The following is a 21,217-nucleotide window of genomic DNA, read 5'->3' on the forward strand; positions in this document are numbered from 1 at the left end:
TACCCTTTCAGAGTCTTTCAGAATCCTGCCCTATATCACCTATCAGTCCTGCCAACGACAGCTGCCCGTCCAAGACTGTCGCTGCCGGCCTGCCGGTCACATTCCATCCGTTGAACGGCGTATTCCTCGCCCGGGACAGGAAAGCCGAGGAATCTATAGTCCAGGGACGCTTAGTGTCAAGGATCACCAGATCGGCTGCTGCGGCATCCGGGGTTCCGTCCGAAGTGCTGCCTCCTCTTCCCCACACATAATCCCTGTGATGCCTCATCCCCCGCAGGTCCACAACAGGGTTCCCGTTCCCCGGGCAGGATGGGTTGCCTGCGTCAGATTCCCTCTCTGATTCAAGGCTTCGTACACTGCAGCCGGCAGCAGCATGTGCAGAAATATCAAAAACTGCATCGCCCATCAGATGTGCGGGGTTCACAGCCATCAGCTCTATCAGCCTGGCTTCGGAAATGATATCCCCATCAACAAGGACCGTATGGGCAACTGCATAAGCAGTTTCCAGCCCAATAATGCCGTTCGGCGCTTCCATCAGGCCGCGGCCTTTTTCCGCTTCCGTATGAGGGGCATGGTCTGTAGCAAGCATATCCACAGTGCCGTCTGCAATGGCAGCCAGTACAGCCTGCCTGTCTGCTTCGGAGCGCAGCGGCGGGTTCATCTTGGCATAGGTGCCGTACAGTTCCACTGCGGTATCATTCAGGGCACAATAATGCGGAGCTGTTTCACAGGTGATGCGTATCCCCTCAGCCTTGGCCCGGCGGATAATATCGAATGAAGCAGCAGTGCTGACATGCTGAAGATGGACATGCACGCCTGTCCTGCGGGCAAAAGCGACATCCCTTGCCACAATATCTGATTCTGTTGAAGCGGGTACTCCCGGAAGGCCCAGCCGGGCAGATACGCTACCGTCGTTGATGACCCCGCTGTCATGATGCTCGCAATGGTCAATAAAAATAATATTGCTGCGGGCTGCAGCAGCAAGGACCTGCGGAAGGATACGCTCCGGCACCGACGCGCCGTCATCGCTGACTGCAATAACGGGATGGGCCGGAAAACGAAGGCCGTGCTGCCAGTCCTCAGGATCCGATGCCTCTGTACCTTCACGTCCGCGGGAAGCCGCGGCACATAACGCATATTTAACAGGAAGGATGCATGAATTGGCTATTTCATAATCATTGAGGTAATCAAGAACGGAACTGTATCCGCGGAACCCTCCATCAATATGTGCTCCGTCAAGGGCGGGCACAGTGTTAGGCATAATAAGCACGCCCGTGTATCCGCCATGTGCAGCTGCAGCGCTTCCGCTGGACATCGTCTCTTTATCAGTCTGCCCGGGATCGCGGAAATGGACATGGGGGTCGCGGAAGCCGGGAGCAACCGTCAGACCTGTGCAGTCAATGGCCACAGGACCGTTCTGTTCCCCGGCAGGCACACGGTCCCCGCCCGCACCTTTGCTGCCGCTGAGGAGCATATCTACAGTTTTACCGGTATCCCATACCGTAAGGTTGGCGAGGCGCAGGTCAGGGTAGGAAGGGAATATACGGCCCTGCGCCGCCCGTCCGCCCGCACTCATAATTCAGCCTTCTCATCACAGTAATCGCAGCGGTATTCTGTTACCAACGGATCAGAAGTATGGCATCGGTGGAACATCTGGTCCAAGCCCCGCTCATCTGTAGTGATACACCGCGGATTCCGGCACACGATCACATTGCGCACACGGTCAGGCAGGGAAGGCTGGAGCTTTTCAGCGATCGCCCCGTTATGGACTATGTTCACTGTAGCATCCTTCGCCACAAGCGCCAGCACATTAAGGTCGATCTCGCTGCGGCCTTCGATTTTGATAATATCTTTTGTGCCGTAACGTACACTGCTGGCATTCATAATAAGCGCCAGCCGGGCAGTCTTTTCATCAATATGCAGATACCGCAGGACTTTAAAAGCAGTACCCGCAGGGATATGGTCCAGGATAAGGCCTTCACTGATACTCGTTACTTCCATTATGCCTGCACCTCCTGTTCCCCGGATACTTCATCATCAATGAACCCCGGGATCGCATCGCCTAAAACAGAACTTTCCAGAGCCATCCTCATGCGCATACCAAGTTTGACCTGCTGGAAATATGCAGCACGCGGATCATCATCAATATCCACAGATATTTCATTGACCCTGGGGAGAGGGTGGAGTACGGCCATAGTACTTTTCGCATGCCGCATTTTTTCCTCGTCAAGGATATACGTATCCCTTAAACGCATGTAATCATCCTCGTTGAAGAAACGCTCTTTCTGTACACGGGTCATGTACAGCACATCAAGGTCTCCTATAGCTTTCTGGAGGTCTGTGACTTCCGTATACGAACAGCTGGACGTCCTGTCGATACGGTCCAGGACATATCTGGGGGTCTTCAGCTCCGAAGGGCTTATAAGGATAAAATCAATATTGCCGAAACGGCACAGGGTCTCAATAAGGGAGTGGACAGTGCGCCCAAATGTCAGGTCTCCGCACAGCCCTACGGCCAGATGATCCAGCCGGCCGAAGCGGGCATGGATAGTGGCCAGGTCGGCAAGGGTCTGTGTAGGGTGCATATGCCCGCCATCCCCTCCGTTGATCACAGGGACTGAAGCGGCTTCCGCAGCGACCAGGGCCGCTCCTTCTTTCGGATGCCGCATAGCAATAACATCAGCATACTGCGACACCGTTTTCACCGTGTCTGCCAGCGATTCCCCTTTAGTAGCAGATGACAGCTGCGCGCCCGCGAAACCTATAGTTTTGCCTCCAAGCCGCAGCATAGCGGTTTCAAAGCTTAACCGTGTACGGGTACTTGGTTCAAAAAACAGTGTTGCCAGTATGCGGCCGGCACACGCCTGGGCTGCCTCGCGCGGATGGGACAGGCAGTAATCGGCTTTCCTCAGAAGGTAGCCCAGCTCACCCATACTAATATCGTCAAGCGTAACAACGCTTCTGCCCTGAAGGCTTTTATATGGGGATACTGAGGCTGGCTTACCGGACTGTACTGAAATATCAGACATAAGCTCGCCTTTCACACAATTTAAGGCGGACACGATTTGCCGTGACCTAATCAAGGTTAATCCATAAAAGCGACACAGACACCCCGCATGTATACAGTCTGCGGATTTCTGTCCGTATAATGAGACCTGTCCGGCAGTGGTATGCTTCCGGCATATTTCATACTCATTTTGATACAATAAAACACACTCGCCACATGCAGTGCCATCCCCTGTTCCGGGTCAGGGCATACGGCTGGCCTCTGAAGGAAGGATACAGATATGCAGCTGCTCGCGCTTATTGTCCTTATTATGTCCGCGGTCCTCCTTTCAGCCCTTATCAGCCCTTATATCCCGAAAGTATCTCTCCCGCTGGTTCAGATCGCCCTGGGGGTCATCTGGTACTTCCTCCCCTTTACACCAAACCTGAATCTTGACGATGAACTGTATATGATCCTTTTTATCGCCCCTCTCCTCTTTTTTGAGGCGAAAGGGTTCTCCCTCAGTTCCCTGCGCAGGACTATATCAACATCCCTGTCATTAGCGATAGGCCTGGTACTTTTTTCTGTTGTTGCGACCGGTTTTTCGCTTCACGCATTATGGGGTGCCATTTCACTTCCGGCAGCTATGGCCCTTGGCGCCGCCCTCGGCCCTACAGATGCTGTAGCAGTATCTGAGCTGCGCAAAGAAGCGAACCTGTCCGACAGCCAGGTCTCTGTGCTCCGCAGCGAAAGCCTGTTCAATGACGCCGCCAGCATCGTCAGCTTCCAGTTCGCCATCGCCGCTGCGACAACAGGCCAGTTCTCAGCTCTGCAGTTCACCTGGAATATCGCATACAGTTTCCTCGGAGGGGCCGCGCTCGGTGCTGTCCTCGGCTTCCTTATGAATTCGCTGATGCTCACCCTCCGCAGGCTCAGCCTTGAAACAACAACAACACGTATTACCATTGAACTCCTCTTCCCCCTTTTCGCGTATGTCCTTGCGGAAAATATACACGTTTCCGGCGTGATAACCGTTGTTGCCGCAGGGCTTCTGCTCCGCTACAACAGGATAGGGGTAGGCAGCGATATCGCCCGGACGAACCTTGTATCGGATTCCGTATGGAAGTTCGTTACTTTCGCATTGAACGGAAGCGTGTTCGTCCTCCTTGGTATTGAACTTCCCCTTGCAATGAGGACCAGTCTGAGCAGCCCTCTGGTCAGCACACCTATGCTGCTGCTCGCTATCGTGGCGATCACCGTTATACTGCTCCTCGCCCGTTTCCTGTGGTTTATCGGGCTGCAGATGTTAAGCCGCAATACACAGACTGGTACACGGATGGGGATATCAGCCCTTACGCCAAAATCTGCCAGATCAGCCCTTATCATGACTTTTGGAGGCGCAAAAGGAACCATCTCCCTGATCCTGGCATTTTCGCTGCCGGTGACCCTGGGGACTGTAAATACGTTCCATGTCCGCGATATCCTGCTTTTCATTGCGGGCGGATATATAATCCTTTCACTCATCCTGGTGAATATCATCCTTCCCATCCTCGCACCGAAAGACACGATGGAAGAGGAAAAAGGCATGGCGCAGGCAAATGCTGCCATGCTTGACCGCACTATAACGAAAATATCGGAACTGGAAACCCCTGAGAACCATTCAGCGCTGGCAGCGGTACTCCAGTCATATTCCATGCGTGCTGCACGGCTGAAAGACCCGCAGTCTTCGGAACAGCAGCGCTATAAGATCTTTGAGCTTAATCTCGCAATACTTGAATGGCGGCAGCAGTGGCTCGAAAAATATCTTATCCTGCACCCGGACTGCGAAACATCTGTAAACCATCTTCTTGCACCTATTGAATCCGGGCTGGCATTGAGCGATGGTACTGTCCTCAAACGCCTTCGGATGAGGGCTGAACTGACAAAGCTCAGGATCCGCCTGTCCGTGAAAAAGGCATACCTGCTGATCCGGGACAGGCTCGGTATGCCGCATACTCCACCTGCAGGACGGAGTGTTTCAGAAATACAGTCAGACCTTACTAATGCGACCATTGAATATCTGTCAACGCTTATGAACGGCACCGATACCGCAGGCAGCGGCAGTTCCGGAACAACCAGCTATCCGCCATCAGTGGTTGCGGTCATCCTCAGCAGATACCAGCTTCTCAAGGCCAATTCTGAGGGAAGGCAGTACACTGCGGATAAGCGTGAACAGTGGAGGCGCGATATATCGCACCTGAGGATGCAGGCCTACCAGATAGAACTTGACACTATCCATGAGATGCAGGAAAACGATGAGATCACACTGGGCCAGGCCCGGCGGATGAGATCCAACGTATACGTCATGCAATCTGATGATGCATTCGAAGATTGAACAGAGCCGCACAGCCTGCCGTAGCTATCCGTAGTTATAAGCGGGCTGTGTCCCTGTCCCTGTAACCTTTTTGCCGGCAGTTACCGGGTATCATGAGCATCCGCATAAAACAGCCGTTCTGCAACTTCCCGGCACCTGCGCATTTTCTGCAGGAGCTCGTTAGCGAATTCCTGCCCCTGGTGTGCCGAACGTCCCATACAGGCCGCTACCCCTCCGAGCGAGAAAGAATCATCCGGTATGATATCCGCCTGGTTTGCCCGGCCGCTCCACAGATAATGGGCATTCCTCGCATCGGTACAGACCTGCCATGTACTGCGCAGGACAGCAGCGTCTTCATGCGACAGCACACCACTATTTTCAAGGGTGCTGAGTGCCTGAAGGGTTGATGTGGTGCGCAGCGAAGCTGTGCTGCTGTCCTCGTGATGCTTCAGGCCTGCTGAAGTGTCGGTACCGCCCGGCTGAGGTTCCTGATCCGGCAGAGCCTGGGTATCCTCGCACTGATGCGCATGCTGTAGCTGAAGGAGCTGGACAGTCCATTCCACATCGGAAAGCCCGCCCTTACCGAGTTTAAGATGCCTGTCACGGCGTATACCGCGAGGCAGCCTTTCCGATTCCATACGCGCTTTAAGGGTGCGGATTTGCGCAAGGTCATCCTCACCCGGAGCCTGCGCCGGATACCGCAGAGGGTCAGCAACCCTTTCAAGGAAACGCTCTGCCAGCTCCCTGTCTCCGGCAGCGTACCTGGCCCGAAGCAGCGCCTGATGCTCCCACATCTGTGCCCAATGCGCATAATAATCTTCGTATGATTTATATGATCTGATAAGCGGCCCGTTTTTCCCCTCAGGCCGCAGGTCAAGGTCCAGGTCTATTTTTGCTTCAGATGTAAGAGGCCCTGACAGGATGGAACGGAGATCATTGACGACTGCCAGCGAAAAATCCCTCGGATCTGCTGCCTCATCAGCTTCTCTGCCGGCATCCTGTACCGGCTCGTAGATCATCATGATATCTGCATCAGAGCAGAAATTGACTTCCCGCCCTCCGTAACGCCCCATGGCGATAACGGAGATTTGTGCAGGAGGGCGGTTTTCCCCTATCCCCCGTTTGCGGCACTGATGGCGTACCGCCCATCTGAGGCTTATATCTATAGCTGCATCATACACATCCGTCATCGCCTGGAGGCTGCTGCTGCTCAGCGTGATACCGCTCATCCATCCTAAACCGATACGTTCTATTTCCCTGCGCCGCATAGACCGTATAAGTGCTGCAAAGCTCCTCATATTCTCAGGAAAACGCTTATACGCGCCCTCGCACAGCGTATCGAGCTGCCCTCGGGTATGCGGCTGGAGTTCGGCATCATCCCCAAGCCATGTCAGTGACTCTGCTGAACGGTTCAGGGCATCGCCCAGAAAACGCGAATTGGCAAGTATGGTACACAGCCGCTTAGCGGCCAGGGGCGAATCGCGCAGAAAACCGAGATAAGGCCCTCCGCCTCCATAGTTTTCCGCCAGCCTGCGCCACTGGAGAAGCCCCATATCAGGGTTCTGCCCATCGCCAAGCCACAGCAGTACGGCAGGAAGGAGTATCCTGTTGATCTTTGCAGCACGGCTTATCCCCCGGGTCAGATAGCGGACATGCTCAGCGGCAGCCTGCGGGTCGGCGAAGCCTATTGATTCGTACCTTTCAGCCATGGCTGCCGGCGACAGCCTGATCTCTTCATCTGCCATATGGGATATATCGCCAAGCATCGGCCGGTAATAAATATCCATATGGAGACGGCGTATCTCACGCCGTGCCGCATCGAAGCTGTCAAGGAGCTTTTCGGGTGATAAGGAACATGTACGGGCAAGCCTGACGAGTGCCTTGTTATCATGAAGCTGCATCCGGTCAATATTCCTGGGTTTTTCTATGCCGCCACGGTTAGCCTGCCCAAGGTCAGGGAACAAATGTGTCCTGTGCATATTCCACAGCTGCTGGCGGTGTTCAAGGACCCTCTCGAAACGGTAGTCAGCTGATAATGCTTCAGACTGTTTCCGCGACATGTATCCTCCGGCAGAAAGCCGCTGCAAGGCGTCAAGGGTTGAACTCACGCGCAGGGACCTGTCAGTGCGCCCGTGGACAAGCTGAAGCATCTGAACTGTGAATTCCACATCCCTGAGCCCGCCGCGCCCCAGTTTGATTTCCAGGTCTTTCTGCTGCTCAGGGATAAGGCTTTCAACACGTTCACGCATTTTTCTGCAGTCAAAAACAAAATTTTTCCGGGCAGATGCATTCCACACCAGCTGCCGCGTACTGTCTACATATTTCATCCCCAGCTCCGGGTCCCCGGCAACGTGGCGCGCTTTCAGCAAAGCCTGGAACTCCCAGTTCTCAGCCCATTTCTGATAATACTCATAGTGCGATTCGAGCGTCCTTACCAGAGGGCCCGCTTTGCCTTCCGGGCGAAGGGCACAATCTACCTTCCAGAGCGGAGGCTCATTGACACCGGGGATAACTGACTGGCATATTTTCTGAAGCTTTATGCCCGCTGCAGTCCCTTTTTTAACCAGCTCAGCATGTGTAACACCCTCATGCCGGGGCTCTGCAACGTAGATCAGGTCAACATCAGATACATAATTGATTTCCCTGGCTCCGAGCTTGCCCATCCCAATCACGGAAAACAGTATATCCTCCGAAGCGCCTACGCTGCGAAGGGCGATCTGGACGGCAGCATCAAGTGCACAGTCAACAAGGTCACTGATGTATGATGATACTTCAGGCTGTATGCCTGCCGGATCATTATGGGCCATATCGAAAGCTGCTACAGCGATTATCTGCTTCCAGTATTCATGCCTGAGCGCATTTACTGCCGCAGTTTCATTGCCGCCGCAGGAGGCAGCAGCACTGAAAGCATCCGCACGCATCCCCTTATCCCATGTGCTGCTGGAAAAATATTCGCCGGTAACAGAACTAAGGAGGTCTGCATCCTGCTCAACCATGCTGCCGATACGTTTTGATGCCCCAAGGGTTTTTACCAGCCTGCCCCATACGTCATCTGAATTTGGCTGTACAGTACTGGGAAGAGCTTCCCTCGTTTCATCGCGGGCATACAGCTGCCCGACTGCATACAGTGCTGCATCAGGATCGCATGCATGCACAAGTGCCCCTGTTACAGCCTCTGCAATTCCCCGGGACATCCCCCGGCTGGAGCACTGGCGGAATGTATCAAGTGCAGCCTGCGTATCTGCTATTCCGGCACGGATAAGCAGCCTGCGTCCGGGGAACCCCGGCCCTTCCTGATCACTGGGTACTGTATGCGGCATGACCTTATTTTACATGCGATAACGGATCGCCGCCATACGGCCCGGGCTTGCAGGCACTTCCCTGCAAGCCCCGAACAGTATTATTGGCAGTGTGATCGGCCGTATCCGTCCTGTGCAGCTTAAGCAGCGGTACCGGCTGCGCTGTCCACCCTCAGGATCGCGTCTTCAACGATCTGCCAGAACCTGCCTGTATCGAGCCTGAGGGCGACTTTTGTATTGGCCTCCGGGTCTTCCGGTCCCTGCATATTGACAACAGTCATCCCTGTGGTCAGCTTGCCGTCCAGCTCTACGCTGATCTTCCTGCGCTCCGTGTACAGCACCTCCGGGTCAATAAGGTAAGCGACTGTACATGGATCGTGTACAGGAGGGTCGTCAAAATCCTGGTTCTCCTGATATGCCTTACGGAAGAAGTCCATGAGCCGTCCCATGAAATAGCCGGTCTGCCCGCCTTCGGCCTCAATTTTACGCTGTATATCCCGTGTGCACAATGCATGATGGGTAACGTCCAGACCGACCATAGTCACTTCCCACGGAGCGCTGAACACTATCTGTGCTGCCTCCGGATCCGTATAGATGTTGAATTCCGAGCATGCGCTGGAATTGGCCTCATATACGCCGCCGCCCATCAGGACCACCTGTTTGACCCTCTCAGCGATTTTGGGCTCCATGCGCAGAGCCATGGCAATATTGGTGAGCGGCCCAGTCGGTACCAATGTTACAGTCCCGGGCTCGCTGTCCATAACCGTCCTGACCAGGTAATTGACAGCATGCTCATTTTCAAGCGGTCTCACAGGTTCGGGGAGTTCGACACCGTCAAGTCCTGTTTCGCCATGCACATATGCGGCTGTTTTAAGGGGCCTGACAAGGGGGCGGTCGCATCCGGAATATACAGGGATATCATCCGCGCCTGCTTTATGGAGTACACTCCGGGCATTGTACGTGACTTTGTCGAGGCTCTGGTTGCCGCCAACGGTGGTTACCCCGATAAGGTCAATATCAGGGTTCCCTACAGCCAGCAGGATAGCAACAGCATCATCGTGCCCAGGGTCGCAGTCAAGTATGATCCGTTCTGTCATCTTTGCCTCCCCCTACGCTGCCAGTCCCGAGATCCGTGACATGAACTCATCAAGGAACCTCTGCACATCAACCGTGACTGCCGCCTGGGCAGTCTTGTCAGGGTCATTGAGACGGTTGACGTCCCCAATAGTGCGCCCTCGGGTCGGGTCTTCGGTATCGACTTTCAGGTTGACGGGCAATGTCCCTACCAGGCTGGGATCAACTGCGACCCCGACGGCGAGCGGGTCATGCAGTCCGCAGCCGCCAAGGTTAGGCGCTGTGGTCTCATACGCTTTGATATAGTAATCCGTCATCTCAGCAAGGAAATCACCCCTGTCAGTATGCAGATCGCGCCACTGCTGTGTATGTTTGCGGGTCAGCAATGTCTGAAGTGTTACATCAAGCCCTACCATAGTGATCCGCTGTGCCTGGCGGAACACATAGTCAGCTGCCTCCGGGTCCTGGGAAATATTAGCTTCAGCACAGGGGCTCACGTTCCCGCTTACGGTCAGCGCCCCTCCCATCAGCACAATTTTGCCGATCTCCCCGGCGATACCGGGATCGCGCTGCAGCGCTGCCGCAAGGTTAGTCAGGGGCCCTGTAGGGACATAAATAAGGTTTTCACCATAGCGGTGGGCGGATTCAATGATGAAATCAACTGCATCTGTGGGCTCGGCATGCCGCGGGGACTGAGGTATCTGCGCCTCGCCAATTCCATTTTTCCCATGGATAAAAGCTGAAATAGGCAGCACTGAGAATGACTCTGCAGTACTTGAATGCGGGAGGCCTGAATACACGGGGATATCAGGGCGCCCGAACAGGTCGAGGATCGCCAGTGCATTGGAAACGCCCTGTTCAACAAGTACATTCCCGTAAGTACCAGTTATGCCGATCAGGTCGGCTTCCGGGCTTCCCAGTGCATAGGCAATGGCAAGCGCATCATCAATACCTGTATCCAGGTCAAGGATCAATTTTTTACCGGTTGGTTGAACCATCGTATACCTCTTTGTTATAGTGGGTCCTTAATTGTGAGGCAGCAGGCACGGCCTGCGGGATATCCCTCAAAGCTGTGCCTGCTGCTGCGTCATCTATCTAATTATTATATCCATCTATATATAAGCATGGATTGCCGGTTACCAGACGAAAAGCCCGGCCATTCCGGCAGACAGGAGGGATACAAGGATACCTGCCAGGAGCATGCGGCCTACATTCTTGGATATCAGGTCGTTTGTTTCCTTCCCGGCAAGCCCCTTGAAGCAGCCGATGATCATGCCGACCGTGCTGAAGTTGGCGAATGATGTAATGAATACAGTCAGTACAGCCTTATAATGCGGGGCGAAAGCCCAGATAGTCTTTGTAACCTCATGCATGACTACAAATTCATTAGTCACCAGCTTCTTGCCCATATATCCGGCCATCTGCCATGCAGTACCCGGGTCCAGGCCGAGAAGGAGCGAAGGGATATAGAGGATCACGCCGAATATATGTTCCAGAGTGAGCTGAGGGTTGATAAGCCCGAGAAGCTTATTGATCAGCGCTGCAAGGGCAACGAATGCAATAACATTAGCAGCAATGATAAGGACCAGCCTGCCGGCCCCGAGGATAGAATCGCCGAGGAAGGAGAAGAACGGCTCTTTTTTAGGTTTATTCGGATCACGCTTGAACGTTTTCTTCACCCACGCAGCAAAACGGTTGCCTGCCGGGGCAGGGGCAGCGCCGGCTGGCTGTGCCGCCAAGCCATCAGTGGCTGTGTCCAGCGTGCTGACCGTATTATCTGCTGCAGCTGCAGGAGCAGAGGATGCCCCATCAGCCGGAGCCTCGATTGTCTCGCTGCTGTCTGCAATAGTAGCGATAACATCTTCCTCTTTATCAACTTTGACCGGGTACAGGAGGTTGGCAACGATCAAAGCATTGATGCAGTTCAGCGGTACTGCTGTCAGTACATAGTCGCCGGGGACCATTGTGGTATATGCTGCAAGGATAGAAGCCGTTACGCAGCTCATCGACATCATGGCCAGCATAAGGTTCCTGGCGGGCTTCATCTTCTGGACCTGGAGTTTCGATACGGCAAGGGCTTCAGTACTGCCCAGGAGCATCATTTCAATAGAGAAGAAAGTTTCAAATTTAGGCTGGCGTGTGATGAAGCTCAGCCCTCGCCCGATCCATTTGATGAGCCACGGGAGGAAGCCGATGTAAGTGAGGATATCAAACAGCGGGACAACGAGCAGGATCGGAAGCAGCGCTGAGGTAACAAAATTCACCGCATCGGGATGGGTGCCATCAGCACCGACCCAGTTGGCAAGGGCAAAATTGATGCCTTTGAAAGCAACTTTGACAAGCTCGCTGAACGCACTGGCTGCAGCATGGACAGCGGCACGGCCCCACGGCAGAACGGTCAGCAGACCGGCGATCCCTATGTTCAGAGCCGTCATTATCCCGACTGATACCCACTGGATATGTTTGCGGTCGTGCGAGAAGATCCATCCAATCAGCAGGAATATGAGGATACCCACGATATTTATGGCAAGGTACATTATCTAATTCTCCTTTATTCCCCTTTCCCGGCAACCCGGAAAAGAAATTTGCTCCATTACGGATGCGACGGCACCGATGGGCATCCTTGCTTCCTAGCAAGCACAAGACTGGCAATAGCGCTACGCAATATCACCGGCGTCACCACAGCTATCCCCCAGTTGAGAAGATACCTTTTTTACAATACCATCACTTTGTCACATTTCAAGTGGTGTCCGCCACACTCCGCCCGGACATCAGCCTGTATACTCAGACTATGCTTGATATCTGCTGCAATACGCCTGATATACTGCGAATGGCAGAGGCCGGGCACCGCCGGCGATAATATCTGCTTCCTGTACGGTACAATGATCCCGCATATATAACATACCTGCAACCTATACAGAAAAGGACAGCCATGGCTCAGCTTTACTACAAATACGGGACGATGAATTCCGGCAAAAGCATTGAGATCCTTAAAGTAGCGCATAATTACGAAGAACAGGGCAAATCCGTTGCCCTTATGACCAGCTCTCTTGACACACGCGATGCGTATGGGGTGGTTTCCAGCAGGATCGGCCTCAGGCGTGAAGCAATCCCTATAAGCAGCGATATGGATCTTTTCGCTTATGTAGAAAACCTGGCAGACAGGCCCTCATGCATCCTCGTTGATGAATGCCAGTTCCTCAGCAAAAAGAACGTCTGCGCATTAGCCAGGGTCGTTGACGACCTCAATATCCCGGTCATGTGCTTCGGGCTTAAAAATGACTTCCAGAACGAACTTTTTGAAGGGTCGCATTACCTGCTCCTTATGGCAGATAAAATTGAGGAAATCAAAACGATCTGCCAGTACTGCGCCAAAAAAGCAATCATGGTTTTACGGATGAAAGACGGAAAACCTACATATGAAGGCGAACAGATCCAGATCGGCGGAAATGAGACTTATATACCCGTATGCAGGCACCATTATTTCCATCCCAAAATCTGACTGCGGCCTGACGGCAATAGAAACCCCGTCAGTCCCTACTTCCAGATGCCCTGCTGAAAACCAGCACCAGGACCAGCCCTAAAGCCTCGATCCCGGTAATGATCCACAGGATCTGCGAATATCCTGAAGCTAACAGTGCGGCCTGGGCCGGCGCCAGGGCTTTACCATAGCTGATGCCTGCGCCTGCACCAACCGAGCTTATCAGGCCTCCAAGGATAGTGACCCCCACAGCAGCGCTGCCCTGCATAGCAAGGTCATTCATCCCTACTCCCCTTCCGGTTTCGCTGCCCGGCAGCGTACTCAGCGAATTATTATATATCGGTGAAAAAATAAGGCCCATTCCTGTATAAAACAGTACGGCAGTTACAGAGAGCGCGGCCGCACCATACCTCAGGGTAAGCGCATAGCCCCCAGTCCCCAGGATCATCAGTACTGCCGCAGCGATAAGGCACGCCCGGCTGCCCCATCTGTTTATGAGGCTGCCTGAAAACGTTGCAATAACAGCTGCGCAGATGAAAGCGGGAAGGATAAGGAGGGATACCGCTGCTGAAGTTATCCCGTACAGCTTCTCCCCAACAGCATTGTATAAAGGTGCTGCAGCAAAATTGACACTGTAGAATACAACGATGAGGCTGATAGCTTTCAGCCAGCGGGCATTATGGAAAAAACCGGGAGTAATGAACGGGGCGCTGGCATAGTGGATATAAACGGCAAATACGGCAAAGAATACGGCAGAGGCGCCGAGCATCCACCAGGCAAGCTGGGAGAAAAACAGGATAAGGAGAGTCAGGGCGGCGCCGATGATGCCGAAGCCTGCAACATCAACCGACGTATGCCCGGCATCCCCTTTCGGGATATTCCTGGCAAGGACCGGAATAAATGCCGCGCTGGCCAGCGGTATAAGGAAAAGGTATGACCACTGGACCTCGCTCAGGAAACCGGCGCTGAGGATCCCCAAAGCAGCAGCGACCTGATAGCCCGCAGTATACAGCCCCAGATAGAACACTTTCTTTTTAGGTGCGAGGAACCGCGATGCCAGGACCATGTAGACTGATCCTGCTGCCTGATACCCGACGGTCTGCAGTATCCTGAATACGATGACAAGGGCAAGGCTGCCATGGAAAAGGAAACCTCCAGCCGAACCCACCAGCAGGATCCCGATGCCCCACCACATAAGCTTCCGAAGGGAAACGAAATCGCTGAGCGACCCGTAAATAAAGCAGACGATCCCCAGAGCCGCAGCAGGAAGCGCCGTGATAAGCGTAGCCTGGGAACCGCTGGCCTGCACATCGGCCCCTACCCGCACGGCAACCAGGTTGAAACCCTGCAGGCACAGTGTGCCCAGCATAAAGATAATAAGGAGCGGCACCAGGGAGGCAGCAACAGCCTTCTCGGAAACTGACCCCTGTGATCCTTTATCCCCACCCTCAGGGGCGACTGTGCCTGCGGCCATAGTGCTGTCGATTTGAGTCATATGCATACGATAATACAAACTGCAGTCTAACCGGACAGGGACATGTCGCCGCCCCGCGAAACCTGCCGCGCCCTCAGGGTCACAGGATTACGTCATATTTTGTCATGCAGCATGCAGCCGGGGGTTATGCAGCTGCGAAACCTGACCGTCAAGGTCACGGAGGACCTTGCGCACCTTGCGGTCAGACATATCGCGCAGTTCAAGGCTGTCGAGCCCGTCTGCACTGGCGGCGCTATCAATATCTGTATGGGTATCCTTAAAAGCCCTGCCCTTCTTGCGGAGAGCGGCATGGCCGCATGCCATCGCCCGGGAAACAACAATGAAGCCGGTATGCCCTATCATCTGATGGTTCGGCCGTACTGCCAGCCCGTCTGCTTTCCATGTTCGCTCAATCGTCTCTGTGATCTCAGGTTCAGTCCACGTACCGGAACTGCGGAGCCTTTCCGCCAGCCGGCTGACCTGTGTAACAGTTGTCACATAGCAGGCCAGCACACCGCCCGGAGAGATGACACGGTATGCCTGTTCCAGGCGGTTCCACGGATCCAGCATATCAAGGACGATACGGTCGTAATAATTTTCAGGAAGGCCGGCACAGCATATATCAAAACTGCCTACAGCCACCTTCCACCATGAAGGCTCATACCCATAGAAAACAGTAGCGTTAGCCTTGCATATCCTCGCGAATTCCTCACGGATCTCGATAGTTGCCACTTCCCCGCCGGAGCCAACAGCCTCAAGGAGGCTGATGCTCATTGCCCCGCTGCCGCCGCCGGATTCCAGCACACGCATGCCGCCGCGGATATCCCCAAGCTGAAGGACCTGGGCAATATCTTTGGGATACATGATCTGCGCGCCGCGGGGCATGGAAAGCACATAATCAGCAGTACGGGGACGCATAGCGCAGTATTTCCAGCCGCCGAGCTTTTTTCCCGGACGCCACGGTTTTATGGAATCCTGGAATTCATCAGTACGGACATAAGGGGTACCTGCAGCTCCGGAAGTATCCTGACGGCTATCGGGGTTTTCTGCAAAAGTGCGCTGCGCATCTGCAGTAGTGATCACCGTGCCTTCTGAAACCCCGATAATGTCATCATGCATAATAAAGCCATGGCCAGTCTGTGTATATCCGCCGGGGACAAGCTGTATTGTTATTTTATCCATTTTACGGTCAGTCAGCTGGGCTTTCTCGCCCGCACAGAATGCGCCCCGTCGTATTGCCATTACCTGTATCCCTGCAGTTTAACTGTTATGCCGATAAGACAGTCCTATCCATGAAGGACTTTCTCATATACATCGATAGTATTATCTGCGATAGTCTCCCATGAGAATACTTCCCGCGCACGCCTGTATCCTGCCCTGCCCATTTCCCGGGCACGGTCCATATCGCTGAACATATCATCAATAGCAGCAGCCATGTCGTGGACAAATTTATCCGGGTCGGTAGGCGTCCCTGTCCCGTCGCGCAGCTGGTCGAAATGGATAAGGAGCCCTGTTTCGCCGTCAGCAACGACTTCAGGGATACCGCCGGTAGCACTGCCCACTACAGGAAGGGAGCATGCCATTGCCTCAAGGTTCACGATGCCCAGCGGCTCATAAATGCTCGGGCAGATAAAAGCATCGCAGCCGTGTTCCAGAGCATTGAGTTCCGGCCTGGGAAGCATCTCTTCTATCCAGACGATATTCCCGCGTTCACGGTCGAGGTCTGCAAATGCTTCGCGGACTTCCGCCATGATCTCAGGGGTATCCGGCGCACCTGCACACAGGACGACCTGGATGTCCTTGCTGATCAGCGGCAGGGCTTTGAGCAGGTACGGAAGGCCTTTCTGGCTGGTTATCCGCCCGACGAAAAGCAGTGTAGGCTTTGAACGGTCAATATGGTAGCGGTCGAATACCTGCCACGCGGGATCATCGTCTGCAGGGGTGACGAACTCATCCATAGTGATCCCGTTGTAGACGACGTGGACCTTTTCGGGGTCTATCTGCGGATAGGCCTGAAGGATATCTTCTTTCATGCCGTTTGATACGGCAATGACTGCGTCTGCATTAAGATAGGCATCCTTTTCAGCCCATGAACTCAGATTATATCCGCCGCCCAGCTGGTCAGCCTTCCACGGGCGGAAAGGTTCAAGGCTATGGGCAGTAACAACGAGCGGGATACTGTTCAGCTGCGATGCCAGCCTGCCCGCAAGGCAGGAATACCAGGTATGGGCGTGGACAAGGTCGGAATGGACATCTTTTGCCATCTGGAGGTCAATATCGAAGGTTTTCAGTGCAGCATTGGCGCCTTCCATGGAACTGTCAACATCATACCCTGCAACTTCCAGCGACCCCTGCGACCCCGGTGCAAGGGCAGGGATATCACCCGGTGTCCGGACCCCGTCAAAAGCCCGCACAGTCACATCTATCTTACGCGCCAGTGCGTGGGACAGTTCTTCAACATGGACCCCGGCCCCGCCGTAAACATGTGGAGGAAATTCGCGGGTCAACAAATCAATATGCATAATAAAACTCCTTTGCCGGTCCCGATCCGTGGCTCAAGATCCACTGCCCATAAGTGCATGCATCCGAACCCGTCCCTTCTATTCTACGCCAAATCCGCAGAGAAAACACAGGTATATAAAAAATACAGAACTGCCGGCTTTCCATCTGGGGAAGCCGGCAGTTACATGGGGAAACAGGAATATGGCCAGTTAGATGGCTGTCCCGTTCTCATCAAGGTTAGGATTGTCCCTCATCGGGCGGGCCAGGAAAAAGATATTAAGGACGCCCAGGCAGAACAGCACCGTAACAACGATAATCACCGGCAGCTTTGGCGGTACCCAGATCATCACGATAAAAGCAATGGCTGTGCAGATAAGCAGTGCCCAGTTCAGTACTGTAAACCACCAGTGGATGGGGTGCGCGTGACGGCTAGCCGCACGGCGGCGGCGCAGCTCCTGTGCCCTAGCAGCCTGCAGCCTTTCCTGCCGGCGTGCCGAACGCTCCCTGCTTTTCTGCTGGTGTTTTTTATTCCGCGCTGACTTGTCAGGGGCTACACCTGGATCTGCTGAGGGGACAGCCTCCGCTTCAGCCTGCTGGGTACTGCTGGATGGCTTCCATTCGCCGCCTTTGCGGTCCTGCAGATGGACAGACCGCGTATTGAGGCTCTGCGCATCAAGCGCGCCTGAAACTGAGCGATCCTGTTCTTTATACTGAGGCTCTTCCTGCCCCCGGCGCCTGCGCCTTTCAGCAGCGCGGCGCTCCCTGCGGTTTGCCATATGCATCCTCCTGGTTGGACTATCAAACACACTGCTTGCAAGTATAACCAATACAGGGAACTTAGGCCCCGGATGGCTGATGCCATGGCCTGATGCACTATGCTGTTACAATCCGTATGCCTCGAACAGTTTCCCAATAACCAGGTCGTTGAGGAGCCTGCCGCGCACTGTAGGGACCACAGCCGACCGGGAAGGATCATAAGTAATAAGGCCATCCCCAATAAGGCTGTCAATACAGCCTTCCACAGGCTGCCGGCCTGCCAGCCGGCTGATCTCACTGATCTTCAGCCCATCCCGTATACGCAGGCCGAGCATTATACGTTCCTCAAGGTCTTCAGAATCGCTGGCCTTCTCACTGCCCTGCCACGGTACAGCCTCCGCATCCATTGCCTCTGCCCAGCGTTTCGGATGAGCTATATCCCAGGCTCTTAAACGGGCTGCGTTGTAATGCGAATGCGCCCCCGGGCCTATCCCGGCCCAGTCGGCATTATGCCAGTACCCCAGATTATGCCGTGATTCATCACCGGCAGCCGCCCAGTTGGAAATCTCATACCACCGGAGCCCCGCCCTGGAAAACATGTCATCTGCAATGCGGTACTTCGCAGCCTGGTCATCATCGCTGGGCCCTGCAAGCTTTCCGCCTGCAATCCTGCGCCCCATCCATGTATGCGGCTCAACAGTCAGCGCATACGCTGATACATGCGTGACCCCAAGGCTGAGCGCCGTCCGGATGCTCATGCGCCAGTCATCCTCGCTTTCATGCGGCGTCCCATATATCAGGTCTACACTGGACCTCAGGCCATAATGCCGGGCTGCTGCAACACCGGCTTCCACATTGGCCGGAGTATGGGTGCGGTCCAGCGTGGCCAGCACTGAAGGCACAGCAGACTGCATACCGAACGATATCCGGGTAAACCCGCCATCTTTAAGCTCAGCTATATATCTGTCATCAACGGTATCAGGGTTGGCTTCGGCAGTGACCTCTGCATCCGGTTCAAGGCCCCAGATATCGCGGACAGCATGGAGCATGCGCACCAGGTCATGCGCAGGAAGGATGGTGGGTGTCCCTCCCCCGAAGAATACCGTTGCTGCCGGCGGCTCGCATATCCCTTGGGATTCCTGCCACTGCCTGACCAGGGCCATTTCCCTGACAGCAAGGTTTGCATAATTTTCACGGCTTGCCCCGCCGCCCAGGTCGTGCGCGGTATACGTGTTGAAATCGCAATATCCGCAGCGCTTCATGCAGAATGGGACATGTATATAGACACTGTACATAACACGCTCTGCCGCCGCTTACTTCGCCTTTTCGGCGGCACGGATCTTATCCCTGGTATCCCTGTCGTTCGTATTGCCCGTAGCCAGTGCTGCAACGAATGCTTCCTGGGGGACTTCCACATGCCCGAGCATTTTCATCCGTTTTTTGCCGGCTTTCTGCTTTTCCAGAAGCTTGCGCTTACGGGTGATGTCGCCTCCATAGCATTTGGCGAGCACATCTTTGCGCAGCGCACGGATATTCTCCCGGGCAATGATCCTTGCACCGATTGCAGCCTGGACCGGTATTTCAAACTGCTGCCGCGGGATAAGCTCACGGAGCTTTTTCGTCATCATAACGCCATACGCATAAGCCTTATCACGATGGACTATGGCGCTGAAAGCATCGACCGGTTCCCCCTGGATGAGGATATCCACCTTCACAAGATCAGCATCCTGCTCGCCGTCTTCATGGTAGTCAAGGCTGGCGTACCCCTTCGTCCTGCTTTTCAGCTGGTCGAAAAAGTCGAAAACGATCTCCGCCAGAGGCAGCCGGTAGTGCATTTCCACCCGTTCAGGGCTCAGATATTCCATCGTCCCCATCTGCCCGCGCCGTTCCTGGCACAGCTCCATGACCGGCCCTATGAACTCTTTCGGAAGGATGATATCAGCAGCTACCATCGGTTCGGTTACCCGCCTCACCTTACCCTCGGGGAATTCACTCGGGTTCGTAACATGATGGTCGGAACGGTCCTCCATCTCTACATCGTAGGTAACGCTGGGAGCCGTAGAAATAAGGTCAAGCCCGAATTCGCGGCTCAGCCGTTCCGATACGATCTCCATATGGAGCAGGCCGAGGAACCCGCACCGGAATCCGAAGCCTAAAGCAACAGAGGTCTCCGGTTCGTATACCAGTGCTGCATCATTAAGCTTCAATTTGTCAAGCGCATCACGAAGGTCAGGGAACTGCGCATTATCGATAGGGAAAAGCCCGGCGTACACCATAGGCCGGGGATCATGGTATCCCGGAAGCGGTTCTGAGGCCGGGGAGGATTCCTCGGTGATCGTATCCCCCACTTTTGACTGGCTCACATCTTTTACACCAGTGATGATATAGCCGACCTCGCCTGCGCACAGCTGCCCGGCCGGCTCCATATCAGGGCTGATAACGCCAAGTTCAATAGGGTCGTGCACAGTCCCCAGGCCCATCATGCGTATTTTCCGGCGGCTGCGGAGCGTGCCGTCTATCATACGGATATAGGTAACGATCCCCCGGTACGAATCGTACACAGAGTCAAAAATCAGTGCGCGCGCGGGGCCTTCAGGATCCCCCTCAGGGGCAGGGATATCTGTAACGATACGGTCGAGGAGTTCAGAGACCCCTTCGCCGGTTTTCCCTGAGACCCTCAGTATTTCCGATTCATCTACACCCAGGAGGCCTGCTATCTCAGCAGCATGCTTGTCGGGCTCCGCGCTGGGGAGGTCTATCTTATTCAGCACAGGGATAATGGCGAGGTCATGGTCTATTGCCATATAAAGGTTAGACAGCGTCTGCGCTTCAATACCCTGTGTAGCATCAACAAGAAGCACGGCACCTTCACAGGCCGCGAGGGACCGTGAAACTTCGTAGGAAAAATCCACATGCCCGGGGGTGTCGATCATCCCCAGCGTGTATTCCTGCCCGTCGAAAACCCATGGTACGCGGACAGCCTGGGATTTGATAGTGATGCCCCTCTCCTGTTCGATATCCATACGGTCGAGGAACCGGTCATGCATCTCACGCTGCCCAACGATACCGGACAGCTGGAGTATCCGGTCAGCTACGGTAGACTTCCCGTGATCGATATGCGCAATAATGCAGAAATTCCGAATAAACGGCTGCCGGGTAAAACCGGGCTGGTTTTTTTCTGCCATTGCTGCTCCTCATAAACATACCGGCGTGCTTCTGCACACTTACAGTTGCCTATTGTACCAAGTACCAATCTACGATACGCGGATATGCAGGCGTGTTCTGCACCGGA

At 54.4% G+C, this 21,217-nt stretch carries 15 protein-coding genes; 2 read left to right on the forward strand and 13 right to left on the reverse strand.

Going from position 1 to position 21,217, the window contains the following annotated elements; all coding sequences use genetic code 11:
• Nucleotides 1-7: 7 nt before the first annotated feature.
• Genes HMPREF9156_RS0102865 through pyrB form a run of 3 tightly spaced genes read right to left on the reverse strand, consistent with a single transcriptional unit; the run spans nt 8 to nt 3,029 of the window.
• Complete coding sequence (locus HMPREF9156_RS0102865; RefSeq protein WP_007147296.1) at nt 8-1,576, reverse strand: dihydroorotase; 1,569 nt, start codon at nt 1,574-1,576, stop codon at nt 8-10.
• The gene (locus HMPREF9156_RS0102870; protein ID WP_007147297.1) at nt 1,573-2,001 is read right to left on the reverse strand and encodes an aspartate carbamoyltransferase regulatory subunit; all 429 of its coding nucleotides are present in this window, start codon (nt 1,999-2,001) and stop codon (nt 1,573-1,575) included. The genes HMPREF9156_RS0102865 and HMPREF9156_RS0102870 overlap by 4 nt, the downstream gene beginning before the upstream one ends.
• Nucleotides 2,001-3,029, reverse strand: a complete 1,029-nt coding sequence (gene pyrB, locus HMPREF9156_RS0102875; protein ID WP_007147298.1) for an aspartate carbamoyltransferase — start codon at nt 3,027-3,029, stop codon at nt 2,001-2,003. Before pyrB ends, HMPREF9156_RS0102870 begins: the two co-directional genes overlap by 1 nt.
• A 258-nt stretch (nt 3,030-3,287) precedes the next feature.
• Between pyrB and HMPREF9156_RS0102880 the strand changes: the two genes are divergently transcribed.
• Nucleotides 3,288-5,360, forward strand: a complete 2,073-nt coding sequence (locus HMPREF9156_RS0102880) for a cation:proton antiporter (protein ID WP_007147299.1) — start codon at nt 3,288-3,290, stop codon at nt 5,358-5,360.
• Between the two features lie 80 nt (nt 5,361-5,440).
• Here HMPREF9156_RS0102880 and HMPREF9156_RS0102885 read toward each other — a convergent pair whose 3' ends face one another.
• From HMPREF9156_RS0102885 to HMPREF9156_RS0102900, 4 genes are all read right to left on the reverse strand, one after another.
• Nucleotides 5,441-8,659, reverse strand: a complete 3,219-nt coding sequence (locus tag HMPREF9156_RS0102885; RefSeq protein ID WP_007147300.1) for a bifunctional [glutamine synthetase] adenylyltransferase/[glutamine synthetase]-adenylyl-L-tyrosine phosphorylase — start codon at nt 8,657-8,659, stop codon at nt 5,441-5,443.
• Between the two features lie 119 nt (nt 8,660-8,778).
• Nucleotides 8,779-9,735 (reverse strand): uridine-preferring nucleoside hydrolase UriH, encoded by a 957-nt coding sequence (gene uriH / locus HMPREF9156_RS0102890; RefSeq protein ID WP_007147301.1) that lies wholly within the window; start codon nt 9,733-9,735, stop codon nt 8,779-8,781.
• A gap of 12 nt (nt 9,736-9,747) precedes the next feature.
• Nucleotides 9,748-10,710 (reverse strand): nucleoside hydrolase, encoded by a 963-nt coding sequence (locus HMPREF9156_RS0102895; protein WP_007147302.1) that lies wholly within the window; start codon nt 10,708-10,710, stop codon nt 9,748-9,750.
• Nucleotides 10,711-10,848: 138 nt separating this feature from the next.
• Nucleotides 10,849-12,249, reverse strand: coding sequence for a nucleoside transporter C-terminal domain-containing protein (locus HMPREF9156_RS0102900; RefSeq protein ID WP_007147303.1), 1,401 nt, complete (start codon nt 12,247-12,249; stop codon nt 10,849-10,851).
• 395 nt (nt 12,250-12,644) lie between these two features.
• On the opposite strand from HMPREF9156_RS0102900, the gene HMPREF9156_RS0102905 reads away from it, so the two are divergent.
• Nucleotides 12,645-13,214, forward strand: coding sequence for a thymidine kinase (locus tag HMPREF9156_RS0102905; protein ID WP_007147304.1), 570 nt, complete (start codon nt 12,645-12,647; stop codon nt 13,212-13,214).
• Nucleotides 13,215-13,242: 28 nt separating this feature from the next.
• On the opposite strand, the gene HMPREF9156_RS0102910 is transcribed toward HMPREF9156_RS0102905, so the two are convergent.
• The 6 genes from HMPREF9156_RS0102910 to lepA all read right to left on the reverse strand — a co-directional run bounded on the left by HMPREF9156_RS0102910 (nt 13,243) and on the right by lepA (nt 21,110).
• The gene (locus tag HMPREF9156_RS0102910) at nt 13,243-14,688 is read right to left on the reverse strand and encodes an MFS transporter (protein WP_231198057.1); all 1,446 of its coding nucleotides are present in this window, start codon (nt 14,686-14,688) and stop codon (nt 13,243-13,245) included.
• Nucleotides 14,689-14,790: 102 nt separating this feature from the next.
• The gene (locus HMPREF9156_RS0102915; RefSeq protein ID WP_007147306.1) at nt 14,791-15,909 is read right to left on the reverse strand and encodes a tRNA (adenine-N1)-methyltransferase; all 1,119 of its coding nucleotides are present in this window, start codon (nt 15,907-15,909) and stop codon (nt 14,791-14,793) included.
• A gap of 44 nt (nt 15,910-15,953) precedes the next feature.
• A complete protein-coding gene (glgA, locus tag HMPREF9156_RS0102920; RefSeq protein WP_007147307.1) occupies nt 15,954-17,189 on the reverse strand; it encodes a glycogen synthase in 1,236 nt (411 codons plus the stop codon).
• Between the two features lie 189 nt (nt 17,190-17,378).
• Nucleotides 17,379-17,945, reverse strand: a complete 567-nt coding sequence (locus tag HMPREF9156_RS0102925) for a hypothetical protein (protein ID WP_007147308.1) — start codon at nt 17,943-17,945, stop codon at nt 17,379-17,381.
• 105 nt (nt 17,946-18,050) lie between these two features.
• The gene (gene hemW, locus HMPREF9156_RS0102930) at nt 18,051-19,220 is read right to left on the reverse strand and encodes a radical SAM family heme chaperone HemW (protein ID WP_007147309.1); all 1,170 of its coding nucleotides are present in this window, start codon (nt 19,218-19,220) and stop codon (nt 18,051-18,053) included.
• A gap of 18 nt (nt 19,221-19,238) precedes the next feature.
• The gene (gene lepA, locus HMPREF9156_RS0102935; protein ID WP_007147310.1) at nt 19,239-21,110 is read right to left on the reverse strand and encodes a translation elongation factor 4; all 1,872 of its coding nucleotides are present in this window, start codon (nt 21,108-21,110) and stop codon (nt 19,239-19,241) included.
• Nucleotides 21,111-21,217 lie beyond the last annotated feature (107 nt).

Origin of the sequence: Scardovia wiggsiae F0424 (assembly GCF_000269605.1) — a bacterium.
Classification (GTDB): domain Bacteria; phylum Actinomycetota; class Actinomycetes; order Actinomycetales; family Bifidobacteriaceae; genus Scardovia; species Scardovia wiggsiae.